This window comes from Mesorhizobium sp. B2-3-2 (assembly GCF_006442295.1).
Lineage (GTDB): Bacteria > Pseudomonadota > Alphaproteobacteria > Rhizobiales > Rhizobiaceae > Mesorhizobium.
In genome coordinates this window covers 1-23,305 of the sequence record NZ_VFWA01000023.1, presented here as the reverse complement: position 1 = coordinate 23,305, position 23,305 = coordinate 1, and the positions used below count along the sequence as shown (strand labels likewise).

Here is a 23,305-nt window from a genome sequence, read left to right as displayed (position 1 = left end):
CGGGGACAGCGGCAGGGGCCGCGACACAACAAGGGAGCAGCACTCATGCTCGATCAGATCAAGGGTTTGCATCACGTCACCTCGATGGCCAGGGATGCCCGCCAGAACAATGAGTTCTTCACTGGGAAGCTCGGCCTGCGCCGGGTCAAGAAAACGGTCAATTTCGACGCGCCCGACGTCTATCACCTCTACTATGCCGACGAGCTTGGTACGCCTGGTTCGGTGATGACCTATTTTCCGTTTCCGAACATCGGCAAGGGTCGTCACGGCGTCGGCGAGGTCGGCACCACCGCCTATTCGGTGCCGCAAGGCACGCTCGCCTATTGGGAACAGCGCTTCGCCGAGAAAGGCATCACCGGGCTGTCGCGCGACGAGGCCTTTGGCGAGAAGCGTCTGGCCTTCGCCGGGCCGGACGGCGACGGCTTCGCGCTTGTCGAGGACAGCGCCGACACGCGCGCGCCATGGGCGAAGGGCGGTGTTCCCGCCGACGAGGCGATCCGTGGCTTTCACTCCGTGTCGTTGCGCCTGAAGGATGGCGGCGCCACCGAGGAGTTGTTGAAGTTCATGGGCTATGAGGAGGTCGACAAATCCGGCAATGTCAGGCGGCTGGCGGTCAGGAACGGCAATGGCGCCGACGTCGTCGACATCGAATCGCTACCCGGTGCCGCCTTTGCCGATCTCGGCGCGGGCTCGGTCCATCACGTCGCCTTTGCCGTCGAGGACCGCGCCAAGCAGCTCGAAGTGCGCAAGGCGCTGATGGATACCGGCTACCAGGTGACGCCGGTGATCGACCGCGATTACTTCTGGGCGATCTATTTCCGCACGCCGGGCGGCGTTCTGTTCGAAGTCGCCACCAACGAGCCGGGCTTCGACCGCGACGAGGACACCGCCCATCTCGGTGAAGCCTTGAAGCTGCCGGCGCAGCATCAGCACCTGCGGCCCTATCTCGAAAAGCATCTGCAGAAGTTGGAAGACTGAGGGGCGGGGTCATGAGCACAGACAGCTACATCCACAAGGTGCTGCCCGGTTCGCCGGGCGGTCCGCTGCTCTTCGTCTTCCATGGCACCGGAGGCGACGAGGGCCAGCTCGTCCCGCTGGGGCGCGATCTCGCGCCCCAGGCAACCATCATCTCGCCACGCGGCGATGTGTCTGAACAAGGCGCCGCGCGCTTTTTCCGTCGCACCGGCGAGGGCGTCTATGACATGCAGGACTTGGCGCGCGCGACGCGGAAGATGGCGGGCTTCGTCAAGGCGCAGATAGCAGCGGCGAAGCCGTCGGCGATATACGCTCTCGGCTACTCCAATGGCGCCAACATCCTGGCATCGCTGCTGTTCGAAGCTCCTGACCTGTTCGACGCGGCGGTGCTGATGCACCCGCTGATCCCGTTCGAACCGGAGGTGAACGGCAGTCTTGCCGGGCGCCGCATTCTGGTGACTGCCGGCAGGCGGGATCCGATCTGTCCGCCGAACCTGACTTCGCGGCTCGAAGCCTATTTGCGCGCCGATGGCGCCGATGTCACAGTGGAGTGGCATGAAGGCGGGCACGAAGTGCGGCCAAACGAAATCGAGGCGGCGCTGCGGCTCTTTGCCGGCGTGGCCCAAGGAGTAAGTGATGCCTGACCAACTGCCGGAGATCGAACTCGAAGATCGTGGTTCCAAGGGCCGCTACGTGCTGCGCGGTCCGGGCGGCGCCGAGGCGGAGATGACCTTCACCAGGATCGGCGAGCACCAGATCATCATCGACCACACCGAAGTGCCCGACGCGTTTCGCGGCCAGGGTGCCGGGCTTCGGCTCGTCACCCGCGCCGTCGAGGACGCGCGCGCGGCGGGCAAGAAGATCATCCCGCTCTGTCCCTTCGCCAACGCCCAGTTCCGTCGTCATCCGGAGTGGGCTGACGTGCTGAAGGGGTAGAATCAGCCGGCGCTTTACCAGTCGGGACCCGCGGGAGTAAAACAGTGTGATAGGCCAGCACGGCTTTGGCATTTGCACGCTCGGCCCATCTTGCCTAAGTAGATATGATATATCGCGGGCGGCGTGCGACACATCGAACCGAATGATCCCTTCATGACCGAAACCGATCTCGTTCCCGTCTTCGACGGCCATAACGACACGCTGCTCAGACTCTATCAGTCGAAAGACCCGGACGTCGAAAAGCTGTTCATGGAAGGGAAATCGGGCGGCCATATCGATCTGCCGCGCGCACGAGCCGGCGGGTTTGTGGGCGGCATGTTCGCGATCTTCCCGCCGCCTGTCGAGAGAGGTCGGCGCGGCGCTGTCCCGTCGACACCCAGCGACACCGAGCCTTTGCCGCCCGAACTCCCGCACAGCGATGCGCTGGTCTCGACGATGGCGATGGCCTCGATCCTGTTCAGGCTGGAACGCGCCGGAGCGCTGAGCGTCTGCCGCAATGCCGCCGATGTGCGCGGCGCCATGGCGCGCGACTCGATCGCCGCGGTATTCCATATCGAAGGGGTCGAGGCGATCGATCCCGAACTCACCATGCTCGACGTGCTGCATGCCGCCGGCTTGCGCTCGCTCGGCATCGTCTGGAGCCGCCCCAACGCTTTCGGCCATGGCGTGCCGTTCCGCTTTCCGTCCTCGCCCGATACCGGTCCGGGCTTGACCGATGCCGGCAAGGCGCTGGTGAAGGCCTGCAACCAACTCAGGATCATGATCGACCTGTCGCATCTCAACGAGAAGGGGTTTCGCGATGTCGCCGCGCTCAGCGATGCGCCGCTGGTCGCGACCCATTCCAACGTGCATGCGATATGCGGCCACTCGCGCAACCTCACCGACTGGCAGCTCGGCGCGATTCGCGAAACCGGCGGCATGGTCGGGCTGAACTTCGCCACCGGTTTCCTGCGCGAGGACGGAAAGATGAACGCCGATACCGGCCTCGACATCATGGTGCGCCACATCGATTCCCTGCTGCAGGCGCTGGGTGAGGATGGGGTTGGCCTCGGCTCCGATTTCGACGGAGCCATGATCCCGGCCGTCATTGGCGATGCCGCCGGCCTGCCGAAGCTCATCGATGCGCTCGCCGCACGCGGCTTCGGCCGCGCGCTGATCGAAAAGATCGCCTACCGAAACTGGCTGGCCATGCTGGAGAAGACCATAGGATAGGAAGTTCAGCCGAATCCCATGCGCTTCAGCCAGTCCTTGCCGACGCCGCGGTCGCGGATGATCGGCAGCGGGTTTTCCGAATCGAGCCGCGCGCAGATGCGGTAGACCTCAAGCGTCTCGGCGCTCATCTCGCCGCGCTTGTAGAAGAACATGGCGGCGGCATAGCGTGTGCGGCCGGACCATTTTTCGCCGAGCGGCGTGTTGACCAGTTCCCACTGTTCGGCCGCCTCTTCTTGCTGCTTGTCTGCTTCCTCGCCCATGGTCAGAAATCCGCCGGCGGATTGGCGGCGCGGCGATCGAGCTTGATGAAGGGCCGCGGCACCACCTTGGCCCGCTTCATCAGCTTCTGGTATTGCAACTCGCGCATGGCGTAGATCTCGACCCAGAGGTCGTCGACGACAGTATCACCATATGGTCGCGCCAGCGAAGCGATGGCGATGTTGCGCTTGGCCATCGGCGACCACATGGCGGCACTGACCAGCCCGACCTCCTGGCTCTTCTTGTAATAGACGATGGCGTGTTCGGCCGGGATGTTGCCTTCGATCTCCAACCCGACCAGCACATGCCGCAGCTTGCGCTTGGCGCGCGCCTCGAAGATGGCGCGTCGGCCGTTGAAATGGGCCTTTTCCAGATCGATCATGAATCCGAGCCCGATCTCGTCGGGCATGCGCAAGCGGTCGGCGCGGATGGCGTGTTCGGCTGTCGTGAAGTCCGCATTGGCGACGATCAGCCCGGCCTCGAGCCGGGCGCGGTTGAGCGCGGTGTAGCCGATGGCGCGGATGCCGCGCAATTCGCCGGCCTCCATCAGCCGGTCCCACAGGCTCAGCGCCTTGTCGACCGGTAAGAACAGTTCGTAGCCGAGATCGCCGGTGAAGCCGGTGCGCGAGATGGTGACGGTTTCGCCATCATGCGGGAATTCGGCGAGGTCGAATGCCTTCAGCTTTTCGACTCCGGCAAAACCGGCATCACGCAGCACGGCGAAAGAGGTCGGACCTTGCAATGCCAGGCCCGCGACGGCGTCGGTTTCTTCTTCCACCGTCACATCGAACCCAATGGCGCTGTCGAGCAGCCAAGGCAAATGCCGCTCCTGCGAGCACAGCCGGAACCGCATCGGCGAGAGCCGGAACAGCGTGCCGTCATCAAGGACGAAGCCCTCGTCGTCGCACCACGCGGTGTAATGGACGCGGCCCGGCCTGAGCCTGGTCACGTCACGCAAGGTGACACGATCGAGGAGGGCTTCGGCATCCGTGCCCTCGATACGGTATTTGGTCATAGGCGAGATGTCGAAGAGTGCCGCCTGGCTGCGAATGGCGAAATATTCCAGCTCCTCGTCCCACAGCGAATGGGGGGCGCGGTAGCCCGCCCAGTTGTACCAATCCTGGGTCCTGGCCAGAGCATCGATGCGCGGCTGGAACGGCGTGCCGAGACGCAGCGTGCGGAAATGGGATTGGGCGGCGATGCGGGCGGATGGTGGAAGGATGGTGGGTTGATGGTTCATGCCGGCGATCCTTCGCGCCCCCCCGTAGAATTCAGCCTTGACGAATTGCGAAATCATGCTCACCCCCTCATCGCGATGACGCGTCGCGCGGCGTTGAGCCCTGGCGCGCCGGAGACGCCGCCGCCGGGATGCGAGCCGGCGCCGGCGAGGAACAGCCCGTCGAGTGGCGTGTCGTAACCGGACCAGCCCGAGACCGGGCGCGAGATCAGCATCTGGTCGGCCTGCAATTCGCCGTGGTGCCAGTGGCCGCCCGGCATGCGGTAGCGCGTTTCGATGTCGGCGGGCGTCAAAAGCTCGGCATGGACGACGCTGTTGCCGATGCCGGGTGCGTAGGCCTCGAGCTGCGCCATGACCGCCTTGAGGAATTTCGGCTTGCCGGCATACCAGCCTTCTCGGAGCGCATAGGGAGCGTATTGCACCACCGCCGACAACACACAGGCGCCGTCGGGCGCGAGCGATGGATCGGCGAGGCTGGGCAGCGTGATCTCCATCACCGGTTCGGGCGAGAACGCGCCGTATTTGGATGGATTGAAGGCGCGCTCGACGTGATCGGGCGAGGGGGCGATAACCAGCCGCCCCTTGTGGCCGGCGGCATCGACATCTGTGAATTGCGGCGGCCTGTCGAGCGCCAGGTGAAGCTTGGCGACATCACCCTTCATGCGGATGTTGTTCACCTTGCGCACGAAGCCGGTGTCGAGTTCGCGTGGACCGACAAGGTCAAGCAAAGTCGTCGCCGGATTGATCGCGGAGACGATCGTCCTGGCGCGCAGCAGCTCGCCATTGTCCAATGCGACACCGACGGCGCGGCCTTTCTCGACAATGATCCTTGCGACAGGCGCCGATGTGCGGACGTTCACGCCGGCCTTTTCGGCCGAGGCGCGGATGGCGGCGATCACCGCGCCCATGCCGCCCTTCGGCATTATCTGCGCGCCGGCCGAACCGCCGGCCTCGCCGGCCAGCCGGTAGTAGAGGGCGAGCAGCGAGGTGGGCGAGCGCGGACCGAGATGGCTGCCGAGCGTCGCGTCGAAGGCAAGCAGCCCTTTCAGCCTGATGTCGGCAAGCTGCTCGTCGAGCAGGTCGGCGACGTTCATCAAGAGCACGCGCAGGAAGTCGCGCATGTCTTCCTTGCCGAGCCTTTTCAGCGCCAGAGCGGTCTTGCCGAGCGCCGCCGTCTCCAGCAGCGACATGCCGGCCAGATCGGGCGGACGACGCGAGAGGAAGGGTTCCAGGATGCCGGCGTAGCGTAGCAACTGCGCGCGCAAATGCTTCCACGCGGATTGCTCCGACGAACTTGCGCCGGTGAGCATTTCGCCATAGGCCCCGTGCAGGACGAGCGAGGGGCCGTCCATCGACAGCGCAATCGACGGCACGAAGTCGGCTGGGGTGACCCGCAGGCCATGCTTCTCCAGCTCCAGCGTCTTCACCACCTCGGGATGCAGGCGGTTCAGCAGATGGGCGATCGACGAGACATGAAAACCCGGCGCGAATTCCTCCGTGCGCGCGGCGCCGCCGAGATCGCTCCCGGCTTCCAGCAGCAGCACCTTGCGCCCGGCCTTCGCCAACGTGGCAGCGGTGACGAGGCCATTATGGCCGCCGCCAATGACGATGGCATCAAATGACGTCATGGGCCGGGCTCATATGCGAGGTCGATTTGGCGAGGTCGCGCAGGATCTCGGCGGCTGCATTGCGGCCGGGCGCGCCCATGACGCCGCCGCCGGGATGGGTCGAGGAGCCGCACATATAAAGCCCGCCGACCGGCGAGCGGTATTGTGCGTAGCCCGGCACCGGACGATTGAACAGAAGCTGGTCGAAGGTGAGTTCGCCCTGGAAGATGTTGCCTTCGGTCAGCCCGACCTCGGCCTCGATCTCACGCGGCGTGCGCACCTCCATGTGGACGATGCGGTCGCGAAAGCCGGGCGAGTAGCCGGCAATCTGCGCAATCACGCTTTCGGCAAAGCCGTCGCGATCGGCGTCGGTCCATTCATGGCCGTTCACTTTGGGCGGCGCGTATTGCACGAAGCAGCTCATGAAATGCTTGCCGGGCGGCGCCATGGTCGGGTCGAGCGTTGTCGGGATGACCATGTCGAGGAAGGGATCGGCCGACCAGCGTCCGGCCTTCCAGTCGTCATAGGCGCGCTCCATGCGCTCCATCGAATCGGTGAAGTGCATGTCGCCGCGATAGACCGGCGAATCCTTCGGCAACGCCGGAAATTCGGGCAGCGAATCGAGCGCGATGTTGACCTTGCCGGACGAGCCTCGGATCTTGAAGTTCCTGACCCGGCGCAGGAAAATCTCGGGCAGTTCCTTTTCCTCGACCAGTTTGAGAAAGGTGCGCTTCACGTCGGCATTGGAGACGACGAGCTTGCCACGGATCTCCTCGCCGCCGGCCAGCACCACACCCTTGGCCTTGCCGCGGCTCACCAGAACATGGTCGACCTCGGCGCCGGTGCGAATGGTTCCACCCGACGCCTTGAAGGACGCCGCCAGCGCCTTGGTCACCGCACCCATGCCTCCGCGCGCATAGCCCCAGGCGCCGACCGAGCCGTCGACCTCGCCCATATAGTGATGCAAAAGCACGTAGGCCGTGCCAGGCGACATCGGCCCGAGCGCGGTGCCGATGATGCCGGACAAAGCGAAGTTTGGCTTGATGACATCAGTCTCGAAATATTCATCGAGGAAATCCGAGATCGACATGGTCCAGAAGCGCAGCGTCAGCGCCATTTCTTCCGCCGACAGGCCCGCGAATTTCTTACCCAGATATAGCAGCTCGCCCAGATCTCTCGGCCGCAGGCTGGTCGGGTCGGGCGCGGTGCGCATCAACAGCGGCTGGATGAAACGGCACTGGCGCGTCACGTCGCGCGCATAGCGGTCATAGGCTTCGGCGTCGCGTCGGGAGAAGCGCGCAAATTCGCGCCGGTGTGCATCGTGGTCCCGGTAATTGGCAAGATAATCGCCGTCCCTGGTGAACACCGCGCCGCCCTCATAGGCAATGACCTGCAGGCCGAAGCGCGGCAGTTCGAGGTCGCGCATGATTTCAGGGCGAAACAGCGAACAGACATAGGAACAGTTGGAATAGAGGAAGCCCGGCGTCAACTCCCGGCTGGTGGCGGCGCCGCCGACCCAGGGATTCTTCTCCACCACCAGCACGTCGAGCCCGGCGCGCTGGAGATAGCAGGCGTTGACCAGGCCGTTGTGTCCGCCGCCGATGACGATCGCATCCCAAGCTTTCATTTTGGCCCAGTCTTTCCATGCGATCGGCTGTTCATTTGGCGCAATCCGTCCCCTCAATGCGCGAAATTTGGCATGGCAGTCGTCGTTTTGTCCAGCCATACTGAATGAATGTTCAACAAATGATATTGCGTTTTCCCAGACATGGGCTAGGCTTTGCAGGCGTTCGAGACGGACATTCATCGATTGGGGATCGAGGGTTGATGATCGAAACGGCCGAGGCCGAGCCGGAGTATGACGATGCCGCCATCCGCTTCCTCGAGGCGCTGTGGGGCGACGGCTACCTGTCGCCGGGCGGGCCCGACGAAGTCGACCGCGTGCTCAAGGGACTTTCGCTCGCAGGCAAGACCATCCTCGACATCGGCTGCGGGTCCGGAGGCATCACGCTGCATCTGGTCGAACGGCATGGCGCTGCGCACGTCACCGGCTTCGATGTCGAGCGGCCGGTGATCGAAACGGCCAGGCGGCGGGCAGCCTCACGCGGGCTTGCCGACCGCGCCCGCTTCATCCAGGCGCCGCCTGGGCGGTTGCCTTTCGAGGATCAGTCCTTCGACGTCGTCTTCTCCAAGGATGCGCTGCTGCATGTCGCCGACAAGGATGCGCTGTTTGCGGAGATATTCCGCGTGCTCAAGACCGGCGGCGCCTTTGCGGCATCAAACTGGATGATCTCGCATGACGGCGAACCATCACCGGAGATGAAGGCCTATGTCGCCGCCGAAGGGCTGTCCTTCGCCATGGCCTCGCCGGCGCGCTACGCACGGGCGATGCGCCAGGCGGGCTTTGCCGAAATCGCGATTCGCGACCGCAATCCCTGGTATCGCGAAGTGGCGCGGGGCGAACTGGAAAGGCTGAAGGGGCCACTCTATCCGACGGTCGCGGCGGCGGTGGGCGCCGCCTATGTCGACAAGAACATACGAACCTGGGAGGCCATGCAGAAGGTGCTTGACAGTGGCGAGCACCGTCCCACTCATCTTCGCGGGCAAAAACCGAAGATGGTCGGCTAGCCGGCGATGTGGAGCATGACCGTACCCATGAAAATTGCAGTACGCCAAGAGCAGTCCGCCGAGGCATCGAGCGAACCCGAGAAACGCGGGCGCAAGGCCTCCAAGGAGGTCAGGCAGCTTCAACTGATCGAGGCGACGATCGATTCGCTGGCCAAGCGCGGCTATTCGGAGACGACGATGGCCGACGTCGCCGATGGCGCGGGCCTGTCGCGCGGCATCGTCAATTTCCATTTCGAGAGCAAGGAAAAACTGCTGATCGCGACCTTGCAACATATGTATGACGAGTACTCGGCGCATTGGCGCAATGCCTTGGAGAAGGCGGGGGACGACCCCGCCGACCAGCTGCGGACCCTGGTCGCGGCCGATTTCGACCGTTCGATCTGCAACAAGCGCAAGCTGGCGGCCTGGTGCGCCTTCTGGGGCGAGGCCAAGTCGCGACCGACGTACCAGGCGCTGAGCAGCGCCCGCGATGCCGTCTACCAGAACATCTTCATCGAGCTTTGCGCGACGCTCAAGCAAAGCGGCGGCTATGCCTATGAGCCGCAGGTCATGGCGCTGGCGCTCAGCGCGATGCTGGAGGGGCTGTGGCTGCGCTTGATGATGGGCACCGAAGACACCACCCGCGAGAGCGCCTTGCAGGCAGCCAATGAATTCCTGTCGGCCGCATTCCCCAAACATTACCAGGGAGCAGCCGCCACCCGTCGCAAGGCATGAAGCAATCGATAAAATAAAAGAGGATGGAACAGCAATGAGGACATCAATCCAGCGACTGACATTGGCCCGACGCCTGACATTGACCCTGGCATTGACCGGTGTGCTGGCGGCCTCGGCCGCAGCCCTGGCGGTTGCCGCCGACAAGGACCTGGTCGTGTTCGACTGGTCCGGCTATGAGGATCCGAGCTTCCATCCGAAATATGTCGAGAAGAACGGCGATTCGCCGACCTTCGCCTTCTTTGGCGACGAGGACGAGGCGTTCGAAAAGGTGCGCTCGGGGTTCAAGGCCGATCTCGGCCATCCCTGCTCGCAGAGCGTGGTGAAATGGCGCGAGGCGGGCCTGCTGCAGCCGCTCGATACGTCGAAGATCACCGGCTGGAAAGATCTCAATCCCGGCATCATGGCGATGAAGGATCTCGCCACGACTGCCGACGGCAAGGCCTGGTTCATGCCCTGGGACTGGGGCAATACGCAGCTCACCTATAATTCCGAAAAGGTCGACGCCAAGGACGTACAGTCGCTGAAGGCGTTCGCCGATCCGAAGTACAAGGGCCGGGTATCGATCGGCGACAATGTCGATGATGCCTATGCGCTGGCAAGCCTCGCCATCGGCGTCAAGGACTGGACCAAGATGACCGACGACCAGTTCAAACAGGCGTCGGATTTCCTGCGCCAGGTGCATAAGAACGTGCGCTCCTACTGGACCGACACAACGGACGTGGTGCAGCTTTTGAGCGGTGGCGAGGTCGATCTTGCCTGGGCATGGAATGACGCCACCGTGCAATCGGTCGCCGCCGGCGTGCCGATCAAGGCCAAGAAGGACACGGATGAAGGCATTTCGACCTGGGTCTGCGGCTATGTGCTGTTCAAGGACGCGCCCGGCAATGTCGACAAGGCATATGATTATCTGAACGCGGTCAACGATCCCGACATCGCCAAGGTGCTGGTCAAGGACTGGGGTTACGGTCAGGCCAATGCCAGGGGCATGGCCGGCGTCGATCAGGCCGTGCTGAAGGAAAAAGGCTATGACGATGTGCAGAAATTCGTCGACAAGACGCTGTTCCAGTCGCCGGTGCCGTCGCAGCTCAAGCTCAAGATGATCGCCGAGTTCGAGAAGATCAAAGCCGGCTATTGAGCCGGTTCGGCCGCCCGTCCGCCTGCGGAGATGGTGGGCGGACGGGCTCGCCAAGAGAGGCGAATTCTCCTAACCTCGCGGCAGCCTTTTCGCGACGGGGAATTCGCACCATGAAGCCAGTGCTGCGCCGCCTTGCCCTTGCCGCCGCCTGCGTGATCGGCGCCGGCGCCGTCTGTGCCTGGGCGGAAGGTGGCGGCGACCTCGTCGTGTTCGACTGGTCCGGCTATGAGGACCCGCTGCTGCACCCCGCCTATGCCGCCAAATACGGCGCCGAGCCGACCTTCGCCTTCTTCGGCGACGAGGACGAGGCCTTCGAGAAGATGCGAGCCGGCTTCAGGGCCGACATCGCGCATCCCTGTTCGCAAAGCGTGGTCAAGTGGCGCGAGGCGGGCATGCTGCAGCCGCTCGACACGTCGAGGATAGCAGGCTGGAAAGACCTCAATCCCGGCATCATGGCGATGAAGGATCTCGCCACCACCAACGACGGCAAAGCGTGGTTCATGCCGTTCGACTGGGGCAACACCTCGCTTCTCTACCGCACCGACAAGGTGACGCCGGAGCAGGCGCAATCGCTCAGGATCTTCGCCGACCCGAAGTTCAAGGGCCGCGTCACCATCGGCGACAATGTCGACGACGCCTATGCGCTGGCGAGCCTGGTCATCGGGCTGAAAGACTGGACCAGGATGACCGATGCCCAGTTCCAGGAGGCGTCCGCCTTCCTGCGCGACGTGCACAAGAACATCCGTTTCTACTGGACCGACGACACCGATCTCAACCAGGCCTTCATCGGCAATGAGGTCGATCTCGTCTGGGGCTGGAACGAGACCTATGTGACGCTGAAGGGGCAAGGCCTGCCGATCGCGATGAACCGCGACAGCAAGGAAGGCATCTCGACCTGGGTGTGCGGCTATGTGCTGATGAAGGACGCGCCGGGCAAGCTCGACCAGGCCTATGATTTCCTGAGCGCGGTCAATGCGCCCGGGGTGTCGGACTATATGGTCAAGACCTTCGGCTACGGCCATGGCAACGGTGCCGGCATGGCCGCGGTCGATCACCAGGTGCTGGCCGACCGCGGCTTCGACGATCTCGATAAATTCCTCGATAAGACGCTGTTCCAGCAGCCGGTGGCGCCGGAGCTCAAGCAGCGCATGGTCGCCGAGTTCGAGAAGATCAAGGCCGGCTATTGAACAGCGAATCCGCAAGAGCCGATGTCGTCATCATCGGCGCCGGCTTCACCGGGCTGTCGGCCGCGCTCGAGCTGAAAAGGGCCGGCGTCGATTTCGTGCTGCTCGAGGCGCGCGACCGTGTCGGCGGGCGAGTCGAGTCGGTTGAGATCGGCTCCGGCGAGCGCATCGACAATGGCGGCCAGTTCCTGTGCGAGGACATGCCGGAGTTGATGGCGCTCGTCGGCGCGCGCGGCAAGACGCTGGTCGAAACCTATGTCCATGGCGAGTTCATTCTCCAGCCGCCGATCTCCGCCGCCGAGGCGAAGCGAACCTATTCTGGTTCGATGGCGATCCGCGAGCGGATGAACGCGATCGCGCCGGACGATCCCTCGATTGCCGGGCTGACCGTTGCCGCCTGGCTCGACCGGCAGGACGATGCCGATGCCGCCAAGGCAGCCTTCCGCTCGATGATCGAGGGCCTGTGGTGCCTGGCGTTGGAGAAACTGCCGCTCTGGCACCTGATCGACAATGACCGGCGCATCACCAATGAGGTGCCGGAGCTGCAGTATTCCCTGCGCGAGACGATGCAGTCGCTGGCCGAGGACCTGGCCGACGATCTCGGCGACCGGCTGTGGCTCAACGCAGCCGTTTCACGCATCGAGCATGGGCCGCAAGGCGTTCGCATCGTCTCGGCGGCGGATATCATTGAAGCACGGGCGGCACTTGTCGCGGTGCCGCCGGTCATGGCGGCGAAACTGGACTTCGCACCCGCTCTGCCCGAATCCCTGGCGAAGGCGCTCGGCGTCTGGGAAAGCGGCGCCGTGATCAAGGTGTTGGTGCGCTACCCCGCTGCCTTCTGGCGCCGCCGCGGCTTGAGCGGCATGGTGATGTGGCGCGATCTGCCGGGGCTGTTCGCCTGCGATGCCAGTCCGGATGAAGGCCACGCGGCGCTGGTCGTCTTCGTCGCCGGCCCGCTCGCCCTGCGCTGGGGTGAGCTTGGCGAGGCTGCGCTGCGCGCCGAAGTGACCGGGAAACTGGTGGAAGCCCTCGGCCCCGACGCGGCCGAAATTGCGGGTTTCAGCCAGCGCGACTGGACGCATGACCGCTGGAGCGGCGGCGGCTACAGCGACCTCATCGTCGACGTCGCGGCGACCGATGCCGAGCCCGTGCTCCTGGCCGGCGCGCCGCCTGTTCATTTCGCGTCGTCGGAGCTGTCGCCGTCATTCCCCGGCTATGTCGAAGGGGCGATCGTTGCCGGTCGCATTGCGGCGCGAAAGATCATCGCGGACCGTCAATCCGCCATCGCCACCAAGGCTTCGGGATCGTAGGCAAGGCGGATCGAAGTGCCGACCGGTATATCGTCGGCGCCGAAATCGTTGGTCTCGGTTACCGACAGCGGCTTTTCCAGGCCGGGGATCTCGACGATCAAATGGGTGATCTCGCCGAAATAGTGGCGTTCGACCACCTTTCCGGCAACCTCGAACTTGGCCGTCGCATTGTCCCACAACACGCGCAGGCGCTCCGGGCGGATGCCGAGCGTGGCGCCGCCGCCACTGCGCACGAAGGCTTTTGGCTTGTCGGTCTTCACACGGCCGAAGCCAAGCGTGTCGACGACCAGTGAGGCGCCGTTCTCCTCGACGATCTCGGCCTTGACGAAGTTCATGCCGCCGAGGAAGTCGGCGACCTGGCGGTTGACCGGCCGCTGGTAGATCTCCTTGGGCGAGGCGACCTGCGCGATCCTGCCGCCGAACATCACGGCGATGCGGTCGGACATGGCCAGCGCCTCATACTGGTCGTGGGTGACCAGCACGAAGGTAATGCCGACGGCCTGCTGCAGGCGGCGCAGTTCGACCTGCATCTGCTCGCGCAGCTTCTTGTCGAGTGCCGATAGCGGCTCGTCGAGCAGCAGCACCTTGGGCCGCATCACCAGCGCGCGGGCAAGCGCGACGCGTTGCCGCTGGCCGCCGGACAGTTCAGTGGCGAGCCGCTTGCCGAGACCGGTCAGCGAGACCTGCGCCAGGGCTTCCTCGACGCGGCGCTTCTCCTCGCCGCCCTGGAGCTTCAGCCGCTTCAGGCCATAGGCGACGTTCTGCTCGACGTTGAGATGCGGGAATATCGCATAGCTCTGGAAGACCATGTTGGTCGGCCGGCGATTGGGTGCGATGCCTTCCATCGGCTGGCCGCCGACCGAAATCGAACCGCTAGTCGGGTTGTCGAAGCCGGCGATCATGCGCAACAGCGTGGTCTTGCCGCAGCCGGACGGGCCGAGCAGCGAGAAGAATTCGCCCTCGCGGATGCTCAGGGAGGCATCGTCGAGCGCCTTGAAGGCGCCGTAGCTGCGGGTGACGCTGTTGATCTCGATCATCGTCCGTTCGGACAGGGCTCGTCCGGATGGGGCCTGCTCAGGCATAAAGCCCTCCCTCGTTCTGGGTGCGTCTGGCGGCGCGGCGGCGCAGGATTTCGGCGACGGTCATCAGCAGGAAGGAGGCGACCAGCAGCAGCGTGCCGAGCGCGAGCACGCCCGGCAGTTTGGCCGCGAAGCGCAACTGGCCCCAGATATAGATCGGCAGCGTCGCCTCGGTACCGGTCAGGAAGAAGGCGATGATGAACTCGTCCAGCGAAATGGTGAAGCAGACCAGCAGGCTGGAGATGATCGCCGGCGCCACCATCGGCAGCGTCACCCGCCGGAAGGTGCCGAAGGCGCTCTCGCCGAGGTCGGCCGAGGCCTCCTCGAGGCTGCGATCGAAACCCTCGAAGCCGGAGGTCAGCACCGTCATCGAATAGGGGATGCAGACCAGGACATGGCCGAGCACGACGGTAAACAGGGAGAGGCTCAAGCCGAGCTGCAGCATCACCAGCAGCATCGAGATGGCGACGATGACTTCCGGCAGCACGAGCGGCGCCATGATCAGACCGTTGATGGCCCGCCGGCCGGGATAGCGGTAGCGGGTGATCGAGCGGGCGGCGAGGATGCCGAGGACCGTCGAAAGGACGGACGCCGAGACGCCGACGATCAGGCTGTTCCAGGTGGCGTCGAGCAGCGCCGGTGTGTTGGGCAGGTCCTCGTACCATTTGAGGGTGTAGCCGGTCAGCGGGAATTTCGGCGTGGCCGCCGTGTTGATCGAAAAGATCGGCAGGAAGATCACGGGCAGATAGAGGAAGACGATATAGAGGAAGGCGTAGACCGACAGCCAGCCGCCCGGCAGCAGACGTTGCGCCGCGCTCATCGCGCAAGCCTCTGGGCGGCACGGATGACCAGCACCGTGGCGCCGGCCATCAATGTCACGACCAGCATCGTGGTGACGGAAAGGGCGGCACCCAGTGGCCAGTTCGAGGCCTTGCCGAACTGCGCCTGGATGGCGTTGGCGATCATGACGCCGTCCTTGCCGCCGACGAGCTTGGGGGTGACGTAGTCGCCGACCGTCGGGATCATGACGATCAGCGCCGCCGAGATGATGCCCGGCGCCGAAAGCGGCAAGGTCACGCGAAGGAACGAACGAAAGGGACCGTCGCCGAGATCCGTGGCCGCCTCCACCAGGGTCCGGTCGATCTTCTCCAGCGAGACGAAGATCGGCAGGATGGCGAAGGCCGCCCAGGCGTGGGTCAGCGTGATGATGACGGCGCTCGAATTGTAGAGCAGCGCCGTCGACGGCTCGTCGATAATGCCGAGGCCGATCAGCCCGGAGTTCAAGACGCCATTATAGCCGAGGATGACCTTCCACGACATCACGCGCAGCAGGTAGCTGGTCCAGAACGGGATGGTGATGAGGAACAGCCACAGGCTCTTGTGGCGGCCGCCATGGAAGGAAATGAAATACGCGATCGGATAAGCCAGGACGACGGTGAAGAAGCTGACCGTCAGCGAGATATACAGCGAGCGCCACAACAGATCGCGATAGATCGGCTCGGTCAGCGCGATGCGGTAGTTTTCCAGCGTGAAGGTGCGGTCGATGGTCAGATAGTTCTGCGTCCAGAAGGAGTGGGCGATAACCACCAGGATCGGCAGGACCAGGAGGATGAGCGCGTAGAGAAAGGTCGGGCTGATCAGGGCAAAGCCCTGCACGGGTTCGGATTGCAGAAGGGCGTTTCGTCTGGCCCGCGTCACGCGCAACGGGGGCGACCCTTCCGCCGCCGCCGTCATTGCCAGACTCCGGAGGGCAGGGCTCCGGCTGTGATCTCGGTTGCTGGCCTGGAGCGTCCCGCCATGCGGTATCCCATTGGACTGGCGCCGGCTGTTTGTTCCCAATTTTGTTCTGGAGCGCGATCGAACGCAAAACCGGTGACCACTTTTGCTGATCGCGCTCCAAGCTTGCCGGCTTTCTTTCATCATGCCCGCATCCGCGGATTGAAATCAAGCGCTATTTCTGAGATATTGATTGAACAGACATTCAAAATGGCGCGGGTTATGCCGGATATTTCCGGCACTGCCGGCCAAATTTCGAAATCCTGAAATCGACGAATGATGTGGAGATGACAATGGCGGCTGCGAGGGACCTGAAGGCGAGCGACATGGCCGGAGCTGGAGCCGCCGATGCCGTCGAGTTGGCCAGGCGCCACCTCGTCCAGCCCTGGCCGTATGCCGGTTCGGTCGGCGCGGAAGCGCGCGCGCTGATCGGCGAAGGCGACGGCATCTACATCACCGACGGCACCGGCAAGCGGTTGATCGACGGGCCGGCCGGCATGTGGTGCGTCAATGTCGGTCATCGGCGCGAGGAACTCGCCAGGGTGATGTACGACCAGGCGATGGCGTTGTCCTACAACACCCCGTGGTACACGATGAACGTGCCTTCAGCGGAACTTGCCGGTCGCATAGCCGGTCACGCGCCCGGCGATCTCAGCCACGTCTTCTATACCACGGGCGGCTCCTCGGCGGTAGAGACGGCGCTGCGCTTCATGCAGTTCTACAACAATGTGCGGGGCCGGCCGGAGAAGAAGCTGATCCTGTCGCGCGGCGGCGCCTATCACGGCTCGACCTATCTGTCGGCCTCGCTCAATGGCCGCCCGCGCGACCGTGACTGGATGGACGGCGCCGACGATCTGGTGATCAAGCTGTCCTCGCCCGATCCGTTCCGTCGTCCACAGGGCATGAGCATAGCTGATTTCACCGACTTCCTCGTCGACCAGTTCCGCGGCACCGTCGCGCGTGTCGGCGCCGACAGGATCGGTGCTTTCGTCGGCGAGCCCATACAGGCTTCCGGAGGCGTTGTCGTGCCGCCGGACGGCTATCTCAAGCGCATCCGCGAGATCTGCCGCGACAACGACATCCTCTATGTCTCCGATGAGGTGGTGACGGGCTTTGGACGGCTGGGCCATGTCTTTGCCTCGGGCGATGTGTTCGGCATCGATCCCGACATGATCACCTTCGCCAAGGGTGTGACGTCAGGCTATTTCCCGCTCGGCGGCGTCATCATATCGGAACGGCTGCTGGAGGAACTGCGCCGGTCGAACCATCCCGACGCGATGTTCGGCCATGGCCTGACCTATACCTCGCACCCGGTCGGCTGCGCGGTGGCGCTCAGGAATCTCGACCTTCTGGAACAGGGGATACTTGCCCACACGCAGGCGGTCGCGCCCTATTTCCAGGCGCAACTGAAGACGCTGGAAGAATTGCCGCTGGTCGGCGAGGTGCGCGGCCTGGGATTGATGGGCTGCGTCGAATGCGTCGCCGACCGCGAAAGCAAGGATCCGCTGCAGCTCGACAAAGATGTCGGCAAACGCATCGACGCGCATTGCCACGAGCTCGGCCTGCTGGTGCGGCCGCTGATCAACATGTGCGTGATGTCGCCGCCACTGGTCATCACGCGCGAGCAGATCGACGACATGGTCAGCATTTTGCGCGAGGGCATTTCGCGCACGATGGATGATCTCAGGAAAGAAGGGGTGTGGCGGGGGTGATTGGCCGATCTCCCCCACGAGGGGGGAGATCGGCAGCTTCGCGGTCGCAGCTACCCCCGCGACCTGAGCGCGTCGTTCAAGTTCCACATGTCCTTCTCCTCCGGCGCCGTTTCGAGCCCAAGCACGGGGATCTGCCTGCGCAGATGGTCGTGGTGGGTGCGCACTCCGTATTCGAGGTCGGAGAGGTAAAAACCCTCGAAGGCTTCCGACAGCATGGATTCGTTAGACCACACCGAAAGCTGGACATCCTCCGACATGGTGTCGCGGTCGATGCGGAAGGAGAGGTAGCGGGCCGCGGCCTGCTCGCGGCTTTCGTCGCGATAGCGGTAGATGGCGCCGCGCAGCAGGGTCTCACCCGTCGACAGCGGGAACTCCTGATAGAATTGCACCGATTCCGGCATCACCGAGAGCACCGCGTTGGGGAAGATGCCGTAATAGACCCAGGCCTTCTTCAGATAGTCCGGCAGATGCGCCGGCTCCGGCGCGATCTTGACGTAGTTCCTGACGCTCCAGCGACGGCCGGCATGCGGGTTGTAGCTGGCGAAGGAGCGCGACACGCCGTTGACGAAGGGTTCGTCGAAATAGGTCGCGCCATAGAGGTCCTGCAGGGCCGGGTGCGCCATGGCGACGTGATAGCCCTCATTGTCGACGTCGCGCACCGACTTCCAGTTGACCGGAGTTTTCTGGGTCCAGATGCCCCAGGATGGCACCATGTCGGCGGCCTTGTAGTGCGAGAATTCGGGCTCGATCGGCTTCATCAGCTCGGCGACGGACGGCTGCGGGCCGCCAGCGCGGAAGCGGATGAAGATGAAGCCCATCCAGACCTCCAGATCGAGCGGCATCAGGCCGAACTCGGTCTTGTCGAGATCGGGAAAGGAACGCGGGCGGGCAGCGCCGCGCAACGTCCCGTCGAGATTATAGACCCAGCCGTGGAACGGGCACACAAGCGCGTTCTTGCAGTTGCCCTGGCTGTCGGCGACGACACGGCTGCCGCGATGGCGGCACATGTTGTTGAAACCCCGCACGACGCCGTCCTTGCCGCGCACGATCAGAGCGCGTTCGCCTACGACGTCCATGGCCAGGTAGTCGCCGGCGTCAGGGATGTCGCTGACATGTCCGGCGATCTGCCAATGGTTGCGGAAAACGTGCTCCTTCTCGAGTTCGAGAAGGGCATCGGAATGGTAGCTCCAGCCAGGCAGTCCCCGCCGGTCCCAATCGTTGGGAATGGCCACGTCACGGAGATGCGGGTTCATAAAACGTCTCTTCTTTTTATTGAATATCCGTTCAATATAATCATATTTTTCATTGAAATGCAATGGCTTGTGCAAACAGGCATGTTTTGGAAAGAAAATTTGCGTGCCGATTGCGATCCGATCCGATGTGACGGCTCGCCCCGAAAACCCCGGAGAATCCGGGCGTTAGGTCGGGTTTCAAAGCTTGGTTCCGGCATGGTTTCGAAGCAAATCCTGCCAGCAGGGAAGCCGAGGCAAAAGGGCGCCACGCGTCTTGCCCGCTTGCCGATCCGCCGAGCCGGGATCGGCAAGCACGCGCGTGATGTCCCCTTGGTGGAATCTGGCCGCGAAGTGCCGTTTCAAGGCGGTTACAATATCAAATCCACGCCAGCTTTCCGCTGATACAGAGCGCGACTAAGTTCGTTTCATTCAAAAAAGAACCTTAAACGAAGGGGATGATGATGCATGCGAAAGTTCAGATTGCCAAGAACGACTGCCGGGCCCAGGCTCCGGAGCGCGTTAGCCGCCGCCCGAAGCTGGCATTGCGCCAGCGCGCCAGCGACCACCCCATGGCAATGTTCATGGCGCTGGCTGCTTGCGCCTTCGCCGGCATGGCGTTCACGCCGACGGTCGGCCCCGCCTTTGCTTCGCTCAATCCACCGGCCAACGTCGTCGGCGGCGCAATGACCACCACCAGAACCGCACGCCTGCCGGTGCCGATGATCGACTTTGCCTGCAAGGGTCAGGCGTGGGGCGCCGAGAGCGTCGATTGCCTGCGGGCCATAGCCGAGCAGTCCGGAGCGCACAAAGCCCGTGCGATCCGGATGATCGCCAATGCCGCGCCACTGACCAATACGCCGAACGTCTTCTGAGTATTCGCTGAAACATGATTCCGAAGCGGCTCCGCTCTGGATCATGTCGCGGCGCTCCCCGAGCGCTTCCAGCGCTCCCTTCGGCTCCCGCCGCTTTGTCGGTCGGGGGCCCTTTTTGATACCGGTCGGCGCGGCCTATCCCTTCAAAGCCGCCTGTTCGGCGATGGCGGAAAGCACGCTGCGCACATCCAGCGTGCTGAACGGTTTCTCCAGGATCTGCGGACGCTGCAAGGGCGGCAACGCCTCGATTTCGGCCTTGGCGCCGATCAGGTCGCCAGTGACCAGCACGAAACGCCGCGCCAGTTCCGGCCTTTCGGCAAGCAACTCTCGATAGATGGTTATGCCGCTTGTTCCAGGCATGCGCAGGTCCGAAAAGACGATGTCGGGCGGCATGTGGCCAGCCAATATGGTTGTGGCCGTGTCCCAGACGAGCGCGATCCGTGACTTGATGCCCATTAATTCGAGTATGTCGGAGAGCGAACCGGCGACGTCGGGCTCATCATCGATGATCAAGGCGTGGCGCAGCCCGCTCGATCGCGGCTGGCTCTGGCCGGCAATGGCGATGCCGGCTGCAATGGCCGGGAGCTGGACGACGAAACGGGCGCCATTCGGCAGCACTTCCTCGAACCAGACATTGCCATTGTGCCGCTCGATAATCGATTTCGAGATGGACAGGCCGATGCCGGTGCCGACGCCGACCGGTTTGGTGGTGAAATAAGATTCGAAGATGCGGGACCGGATCGTTTCCGGCACGCCAGGCCCATTGTCCTCGACCGAGAAACCGGGATCGCCGCGCTCGCTGCGGAAGGTCCGCACCTTGATCAAACGGTCGCCGCCTACGCCGGCCAGCGCATGCTGGCTGTTGATGAGGAAATTGGCCGCCACCTGGGTGACGTGATCGGCGTCGGCCATGGCCAGCAACGGGCCAGGCGCGAAATCGGTATCGATGATGATGCCGCTCGAGCGCGCGCCGTAGGCGGTCACCTCGAGCGCCGCGCGGATCACCTGGTTGAGGTCCGTCTCGGCCCGCTCGGTGGGATGCAGCCGGACCATCGACAGGAAGCTCTTGACGATACGGCCGCAGCGTTCGGCGGCGGCGCGCACTTTCTCGGCGCGAACCTTGGTCTGCGGATCGGAGGCGAATTCGTGCAGCAATGTCGACTGCGCGACGACCACGGCCAGCGGGTTGTTGAGCTCATGCGAGACGCCTGCAAGCAGCGAACCCATCGCCGCCATCTTCTCGTTCTGATGCAGCTTCTCGCGCTGCCGGTTGATCTCCTCCTCGGCGCGCAGCTTGTCGCGCAGGTCGCGGATGGAGCCGAAGATCAGGCGGCGGTCGGCGACCCGCATCTCGGTCGCCGTCAGTTCGATGGGGAAAATCTCGCCGGCGGCGTTCTGGGTCACGGTCTCGAGCCGCTGTCCGACCATCGGCGCGCCGCGCCCGGACATATATTCGGCTCCCGAAGCATAGCCCTTGCGGTAGTAGATCGGCACGATGGTGTCGAGCAGGTCCTTGCCGAGGATGTCGCTGCGCAGGAAGCCGAACATCTTCTCGGCGGCCGGATTGAATTCGACGATCGAGCCGGTCTCGTCGATGACGATGATGGCATCGAGCGAGGCCTGCAGCATGGTGCGGCGGATGACCTCGCTGGCGTGGGCGTCGGAGGGCGAGCGTTCGATGGCATCGCCGATGGCCAGCGCGATGATGTGCAGCGTCGCCTCTTCCTCGTCGGTCCATTCGCGCTCCTCGACGCAATCATTGACCGCCAGCGTCCCCCAGAGATGGCCGTGCGCGAAAACGGACACGGACAGGAACGATTTGATGCTCTGTTTTTCGAAATCGGCTCTCAGGAAGCCTTCGAGGTCGCGCGTATGGCCGGCGAAAATCTTGCCCTGCCGTTCATCCTCCTGCAGGCGTTCCAGCAACGGATCGGCGTTGATGATCGACTGCACGATCACCGTCGGCGAGGCCAGCTCGCCACCGAACACGGGATCGATCCAGTAGGCGGCGACGGATTGGGCAAATCCCTGGCCGGGCAGTTCGCGCAGGCGGAACAGGATGCCGCGCTGGCAGTCCATGGCGCGGCACAGCGTTTCCAGTATGGCGTCCATCTCGCGCTGCCAGTCGCCGGCCTCGCGCAGCCGGCGGACCACACGCACTGCCGCCATCGCCGCGCCTTGCCGGCCGTCTTGCATGTCCGTGCCTGCTGCTTCAGCGGTCATTTTCAGCCATTGTTGCGGTGCCAAGCGGATTTCATGCGCCGCGTTTCAAATCCTTGTTTTATACCTTGTCCCAAACCGAGAGCGTTTTTGGACGGCAGGCATTTGCGTCGGATCCGTCCACAGACCAGCACGGGCGAAGGAGGAATCTCCTGCGCCCGCTCAGTTGCCGTCGCCGGCCGGCAGCGAGAAGATATAGCCTTCGCCGCGCACCGTGCGCAGGAATTTCGGGTTGGCCGGGTCCGCCTCGATCTTCTTCCTCAGGCGCATGATGCGGATGTCGACGGCGCGCGAGGATTCGGGATCCTCGGTGAAGCCGATCGCCTCCGAGATCGCGGCGCGCGTCAAAAGCCGGTTGGCGCGGGTGAGGAAAATCTCCAGCACGTCGAATTCGCTTTTGGCCATCTCGATCACCGCACCGTTGGCGCCGGTGACCAGCCTGCCGTCGAGATCGGCCCGGAACGGTCCGAAGGCGACGGAGCGGCGCTCCGTCCCGGCTTTCCTGTCCTGCGGTTCCGTTGGCTGCGGAACGCGGCGCAGCACGCTGCGGACTCTCGCCAGCACCTCGCGCAGCTCGTATGGCTTGACGATATAGTCGTCGGCACCGAGTTCCAGCCCGACGATGCGGTCGAGCGCGGTGCCGGCGGCGGTGGCGTAGATGATGCCGATCGGCAGTCTCGTGCGCAACCAGCGGCCGAGCGATAGACCATCCTCACCCGGCATGGCGATGTCGAGGATGGCGAGATGGAATGACTGCGTTTCGACCAGGCTGCGCGCGGCGGCCGCCGTTTCGGCGGTCGCCACGTCATAGCCGGCGGCGCCGAGATATTCGGCAACCGCCTCTCTCAGATCGGGCTCATCCTCGACAATGACAATTCTCGCCCGCACGATGCGCTCGCTCCCACTTTCGGTGGAAAGTAGATTGGGTATAAACATGATGTCCAGCACTCATATCGGGTTGCCAGGAAACGGTTGGAAAACATGGCCGCACGCGCCGTCATCGGGCTTATCTGCGTCGCCGACGTGGTGGCGACCGAACTCGCCGATCATCTCGATCGCCGGGGCCACGACGTGCGTCAGGCGCGCCAGCCCTGGGAGGCGGAATCGATGCTGGCGGGGAAGGACGTCGACGTCGTCGTCGTCGGTGACAGCCTCAGCCAGGCGGAGGGACGTGATCTGCTCAGGCGTTATGGCGGCCAAGGCGGGGGTGGCGAGGGC

General features: G+C 63.8%; 23 protein-coding genes and 1 pseudogene. 14 read left to right on the top strand and 10 right to left on the bottom strand.

Going from position 1 to position 23,305, the window contains the following annotated elements; translation table 11 throughout:
* The first annotated feature begins 45 nt into the window (after positions 1-45).
* From FJ964_RS29550 to FJ964_RS29535, 4 genes are all read left to right on the top strand, one after another.
* Entirely contained in the window at positions 46-978 is a 933-nt protein-coding gene (locus FJ964_RS29550) for a VOC family protein (RefSeq protein ID WP_140554156.1), read from the top strand.
* Between the two features lie 11 nt (positions 979-989).
* Positions 990-1,619 (top strand): alpha/beta hydrolase, encoded by a 630-nt coding sequence (locus FJ964_RS29545; protein ID WP_140554155.1) that lies wholly within the window; start codon positions 990-992, stop codon positions 1,617-1,619.
* Entirely contained in the window at positions 1,612-1,911 is a 300-nt protein-coding gene (locus tag FJ964_RS29540) for a GNAT family N-acetyltransferase (protein ID WP_140500600.1), read from the top strand. The genes FJ964_RS29545 and FJ964_RS29540 overlap by 8 nt, the downstream gene beginning before the upstream one ends.
* A 153-nt stretch (positions 1,912-2,064) precedes the next feature.
* The gene (locus FJ964_RS29535) at positions 2,065-3,123 is read left to right on the top strand and encodes a dipeptidase (RefSeq protein ID WP_140554153.1); all 1,059 of its coding nucleotides are present in this window, start codon (positions 2,065-2,067) and stop codon (positions 3,121-3,123) included.
* Positions 3,124-3,128: 5 nt separating this feature from the next.
* Here the strand turns inward: FJ964_RS29535 and FJ964_RS29530 are convergent, their stop codons facing one another.
* Genes FJ964_RS29530 through FJ964_RS29515 form a run of 4 tightly spaced genes read right to left on the bottom strand, consistent with a single transcriptional unit; the run spans position 3,129 to position 7,852 of the window.
* The gene (locus FJ964_RS29530) at positions 3,129-3,383 is read right to left on the bottom strand and encodes a hypothetical protein (protein WP_140517897.1); all 255 of its coding nucleotides are present in this window, start codon (positions 3,381-3,383) and stop codon (positions 3,129-3,131) included.
* Between the two features lie 2 nt (positions 3,384-3,385).
* Positions 3,386-4,621 (bottom strand): aminomethyltransferase family protein, encoded by a 1,236-nt coding sequence (locus FJ964_RS29525; RefSeq protein WP_140554151.1) that lies wholly within the window; start codon positions 4,619-4,621, stop codon positions 3,386-3,388.
* A 59-nt stretch (positions 4,622-4,680) separates the two neighbouring features.
* On the bottom strand, positions 4,681-6,246 hold the full coding sequence (locus FJ964_RS29520) for an NAD(P)/FAD-dependent oxidoreductase (RefSeq protein WP_140554150.1): 1,566 nt from the start codon (positions 6,244-6,246) through the stop codon (positions 4,681-4,683).
* Positions 6,233-7,852 (bottom strand): NAD(P)/FAD-dependent oxidoreductase, encoded by a 1,620-nt coding sequence (locus FJ964_RS29515; protein WP_140554148.1) that lies wholly within the window; start codon positions 7,850-7,852, stop codon positions 6,233-6,235. The genes FJ964_RS29520 and FJ964_RS29515 overlap by 14 nt, the downstream gene beginning before the upstream one ends.
* A gap of 200 nt (positions 7,853-8,052) precedes the next feature.
* Here FJ964_RS29515 and FJ964_RS29510 point away from each other — a divergent pair, with 200 nt between their 5' ends.
* The 5 genes from FJ964_RS29510 to FJ964_RS29490 all read left to right on the top strand — a co-directional run bounded on the left by FJ964_RS29510 (position 8,053) and on the right by FJ964_RS29490 (position 13,196).
* The gene (locus FJ964_RS29510; RefSeq protein ID WP_140554147.1) at positions 8,053-8,853 is read left to right on the top strand and encodes a class I SAM-dependent methyltransferase; all 801 of its coding nucleotides are present in this window, start codon (positions 8,053-8,055) and stop codon (positions 8,851-8,853) included.
* 27 nt (positions 8,854-8,880) lie between these two features.
* Complete coding sequence (betI, locus tag FJ964_RS29505; RefSeq protein ID WP_140554136.1) at positions 8,881-9,567, top strand: transcriptional regulator BetI; 687 nt, start codon at positions 8,881-8,883, stop codon at positions 9,565-9,567.
* A 34-nt stretch (positions 9,568-9,601) separates the two neighbouring features.
* Positions 9,602-10,702, top strand: coding sequence for an ABC transporter substrate-binding protein (locus FJ964_RS29500; protein WP_140554134.1), 1,101 nt, complete (start codon positions 9,602-9,604; stop codon positions 10,700-10,702).
* Positions 10,703-10,812: 110 nt separating this feature from the next.
* Positions 10,813-11,889: an extracellular solute-binding protein gene (locus tag FJ964_RS29495; RefSeq protein ID WP_140554133.1), complete on the top strand. Its 1,077-nt coding sequence runs from the start codon at positions 10,813-10,815 to the stop codon at positions 11,887-11,889.
* Entirely contained in the window at positions 11,886-13,196 is a 1,311-nt protein-coding gene (locus FJ964_RS29490) for a flavin monoamine oxidase family protein (protein WP_140554131.1), read from the top strand. Before FJ964_RS29495 ends, FJ964_RS29490 begins: the two co-directional genes overlap by 4 nt.
* On the opposite strand, the gene FJ964_RS29485 is transcribed toward FJ964_RS29490, so the two are convergent.
* From FJ964_RS29485 to FJ964_RS29475, 3 genes are read right to left on the bottom strand one after another with little or no spacing between them, the layout of a single operon-like run.
* Positions 13,160-14,233 (bottom strand): ABC transporter ATP-binding protein, encoded by a 1,074-nt coding sequence (locus tag FJ964_RS29485; RefSeq protein WP_140554209.1) that lies wholly within the window; start codon positions 14,231-14,233, stop codon positions 13,160-13,162. The genes FJ964_RS29490 and FJ964_RS29485 overlap by 37 nt on opposite strands.
* A 37-nt stretch (positions 14,234-14,270) precedes the next feature.
* Positions 14,271-15,095, bottom strand: a complete 825-nt coding sequence (locus FJ964_RS29480; protein WP_140554129.1) for an ABC transporter permease — start codon at positions 15,093-15,095, stop codon at positions 14,271-14,273.
* Positions 15,092-16,009, bottom strand: a complete 918-nt coding sequence (locus FJ964_RS29475) for an ABC transporter permease (RefSeq protein ID WP_140554128.1) — start codon at positions 16,007-16,009, stop codon at positions 15,092-15,094. Before FJ964_RS29475 ends, FJ964_RS29480 begins: the two co-directional genes overlap by 4 nt.
* Positions 16,010-16,072: 63 nt before the next feature.
* Here FJ964_RS29475 and FJ964_RS29470 point away from each other — a divergent pair, with 63 nt between their 5' ends.
* Complete coding sequence (locus FJ964_RS29470; RefSeq protein WP_140554127.1) at positions 16,073-16,318, top strand: hypothetical protein; 246 nt, start codon at positions 16,073-16,075, stop codon at positions 16,316-16,318.
* Between the two features lie 26 nt (positions 16,319-16,344).
* Entirely contained in the window at positions 16,345-17,763 is a 1,419-nt protein-coding gene (locus FJ964_RS29465; RefSeq protein WP_140554125.1) for an aminotransferase, read from the top strand.
* Positions 17,764-17,813: 50 nt separating this feature from the next.
* Here the strand turns inward: FJ964_RS29465 and FJ964_RS29460 are convergent, their stop codons facing one another.
* Positions 17,814-19,016 carry an aromatic ring-hydroxylating dioxygenase subunit alpha gene (locus FJ964_RS29460; protein WP_140500615.1) on the bottom strand — a complete coding sequence of 401 codons (1,203 nt, stop codon included), beginning with the start codon at positions 19,014-19,016 and terminating at the stop codon, positions 17,814-17,816.
* Between FJ964_RS29460 and FJ964_RS29455 the strand changes: the two genes are divergently transcribed.
* A complete protein-coding gene (locus tag FJ964_RS29455; protein WP_140554124.1) occupies positions 19,005-19,397 on the top strand; it encodes a hypothetical protein in 393 nt (130 codons plus the stop codon). The genes FJ964_RS29460 and FJ964_RS29455 overlap by 12 nt on opposite strands.
* A gap of 59 nt (positions 19,398-19,456) precedes the next feature.
* Complete coding sequence (locus FJ964_RS29450; protein WP_140554122.1) at positions 19,457-19,867, top strand: hypothetical protein; 411 nt, start codon at positions 19,457-19,459, stop codon at positions 19,865-19,867.
* Positions 19,868-20,002: 135 nt separating this feature from the next.
* Here FJ964_RS29450 and FJ964_RS29445 read toward each other — a convergent pair whose 3' ends face one another.
* Positions 20,003-22,090, bottom strand: a complete 2,088-nt coding sequence (locus tag FJ964_RS29445; protein ID WP_181172659.1) for a sensor histidine kinase — start codon at positions 22,088-22,090, stop codon at positions 20,003-20,005.
* A 159-nt stretch (positions 22,091-22,249) separates the two neighbouring features.
* A complete protein-coding gene (locus FJ964_RS29440) occupies positions 22,250-23,023 on the bottom strand; it encodes a response regulator transcription factor (protein WP_181172658.1) in 774 nt (257 codons plus the stop codon).
* 45 nt (positions 23,024-23,068) lie between these two features.
* Between FJ964_RS29440 and FJ964_RS29435 the strand changes: the two are divergent.
* Positions 23,069-23,305: pseudogene (locus FJ964_RS29435) on the top strand (DNA-binding response regulator); the annotation flags it as partial.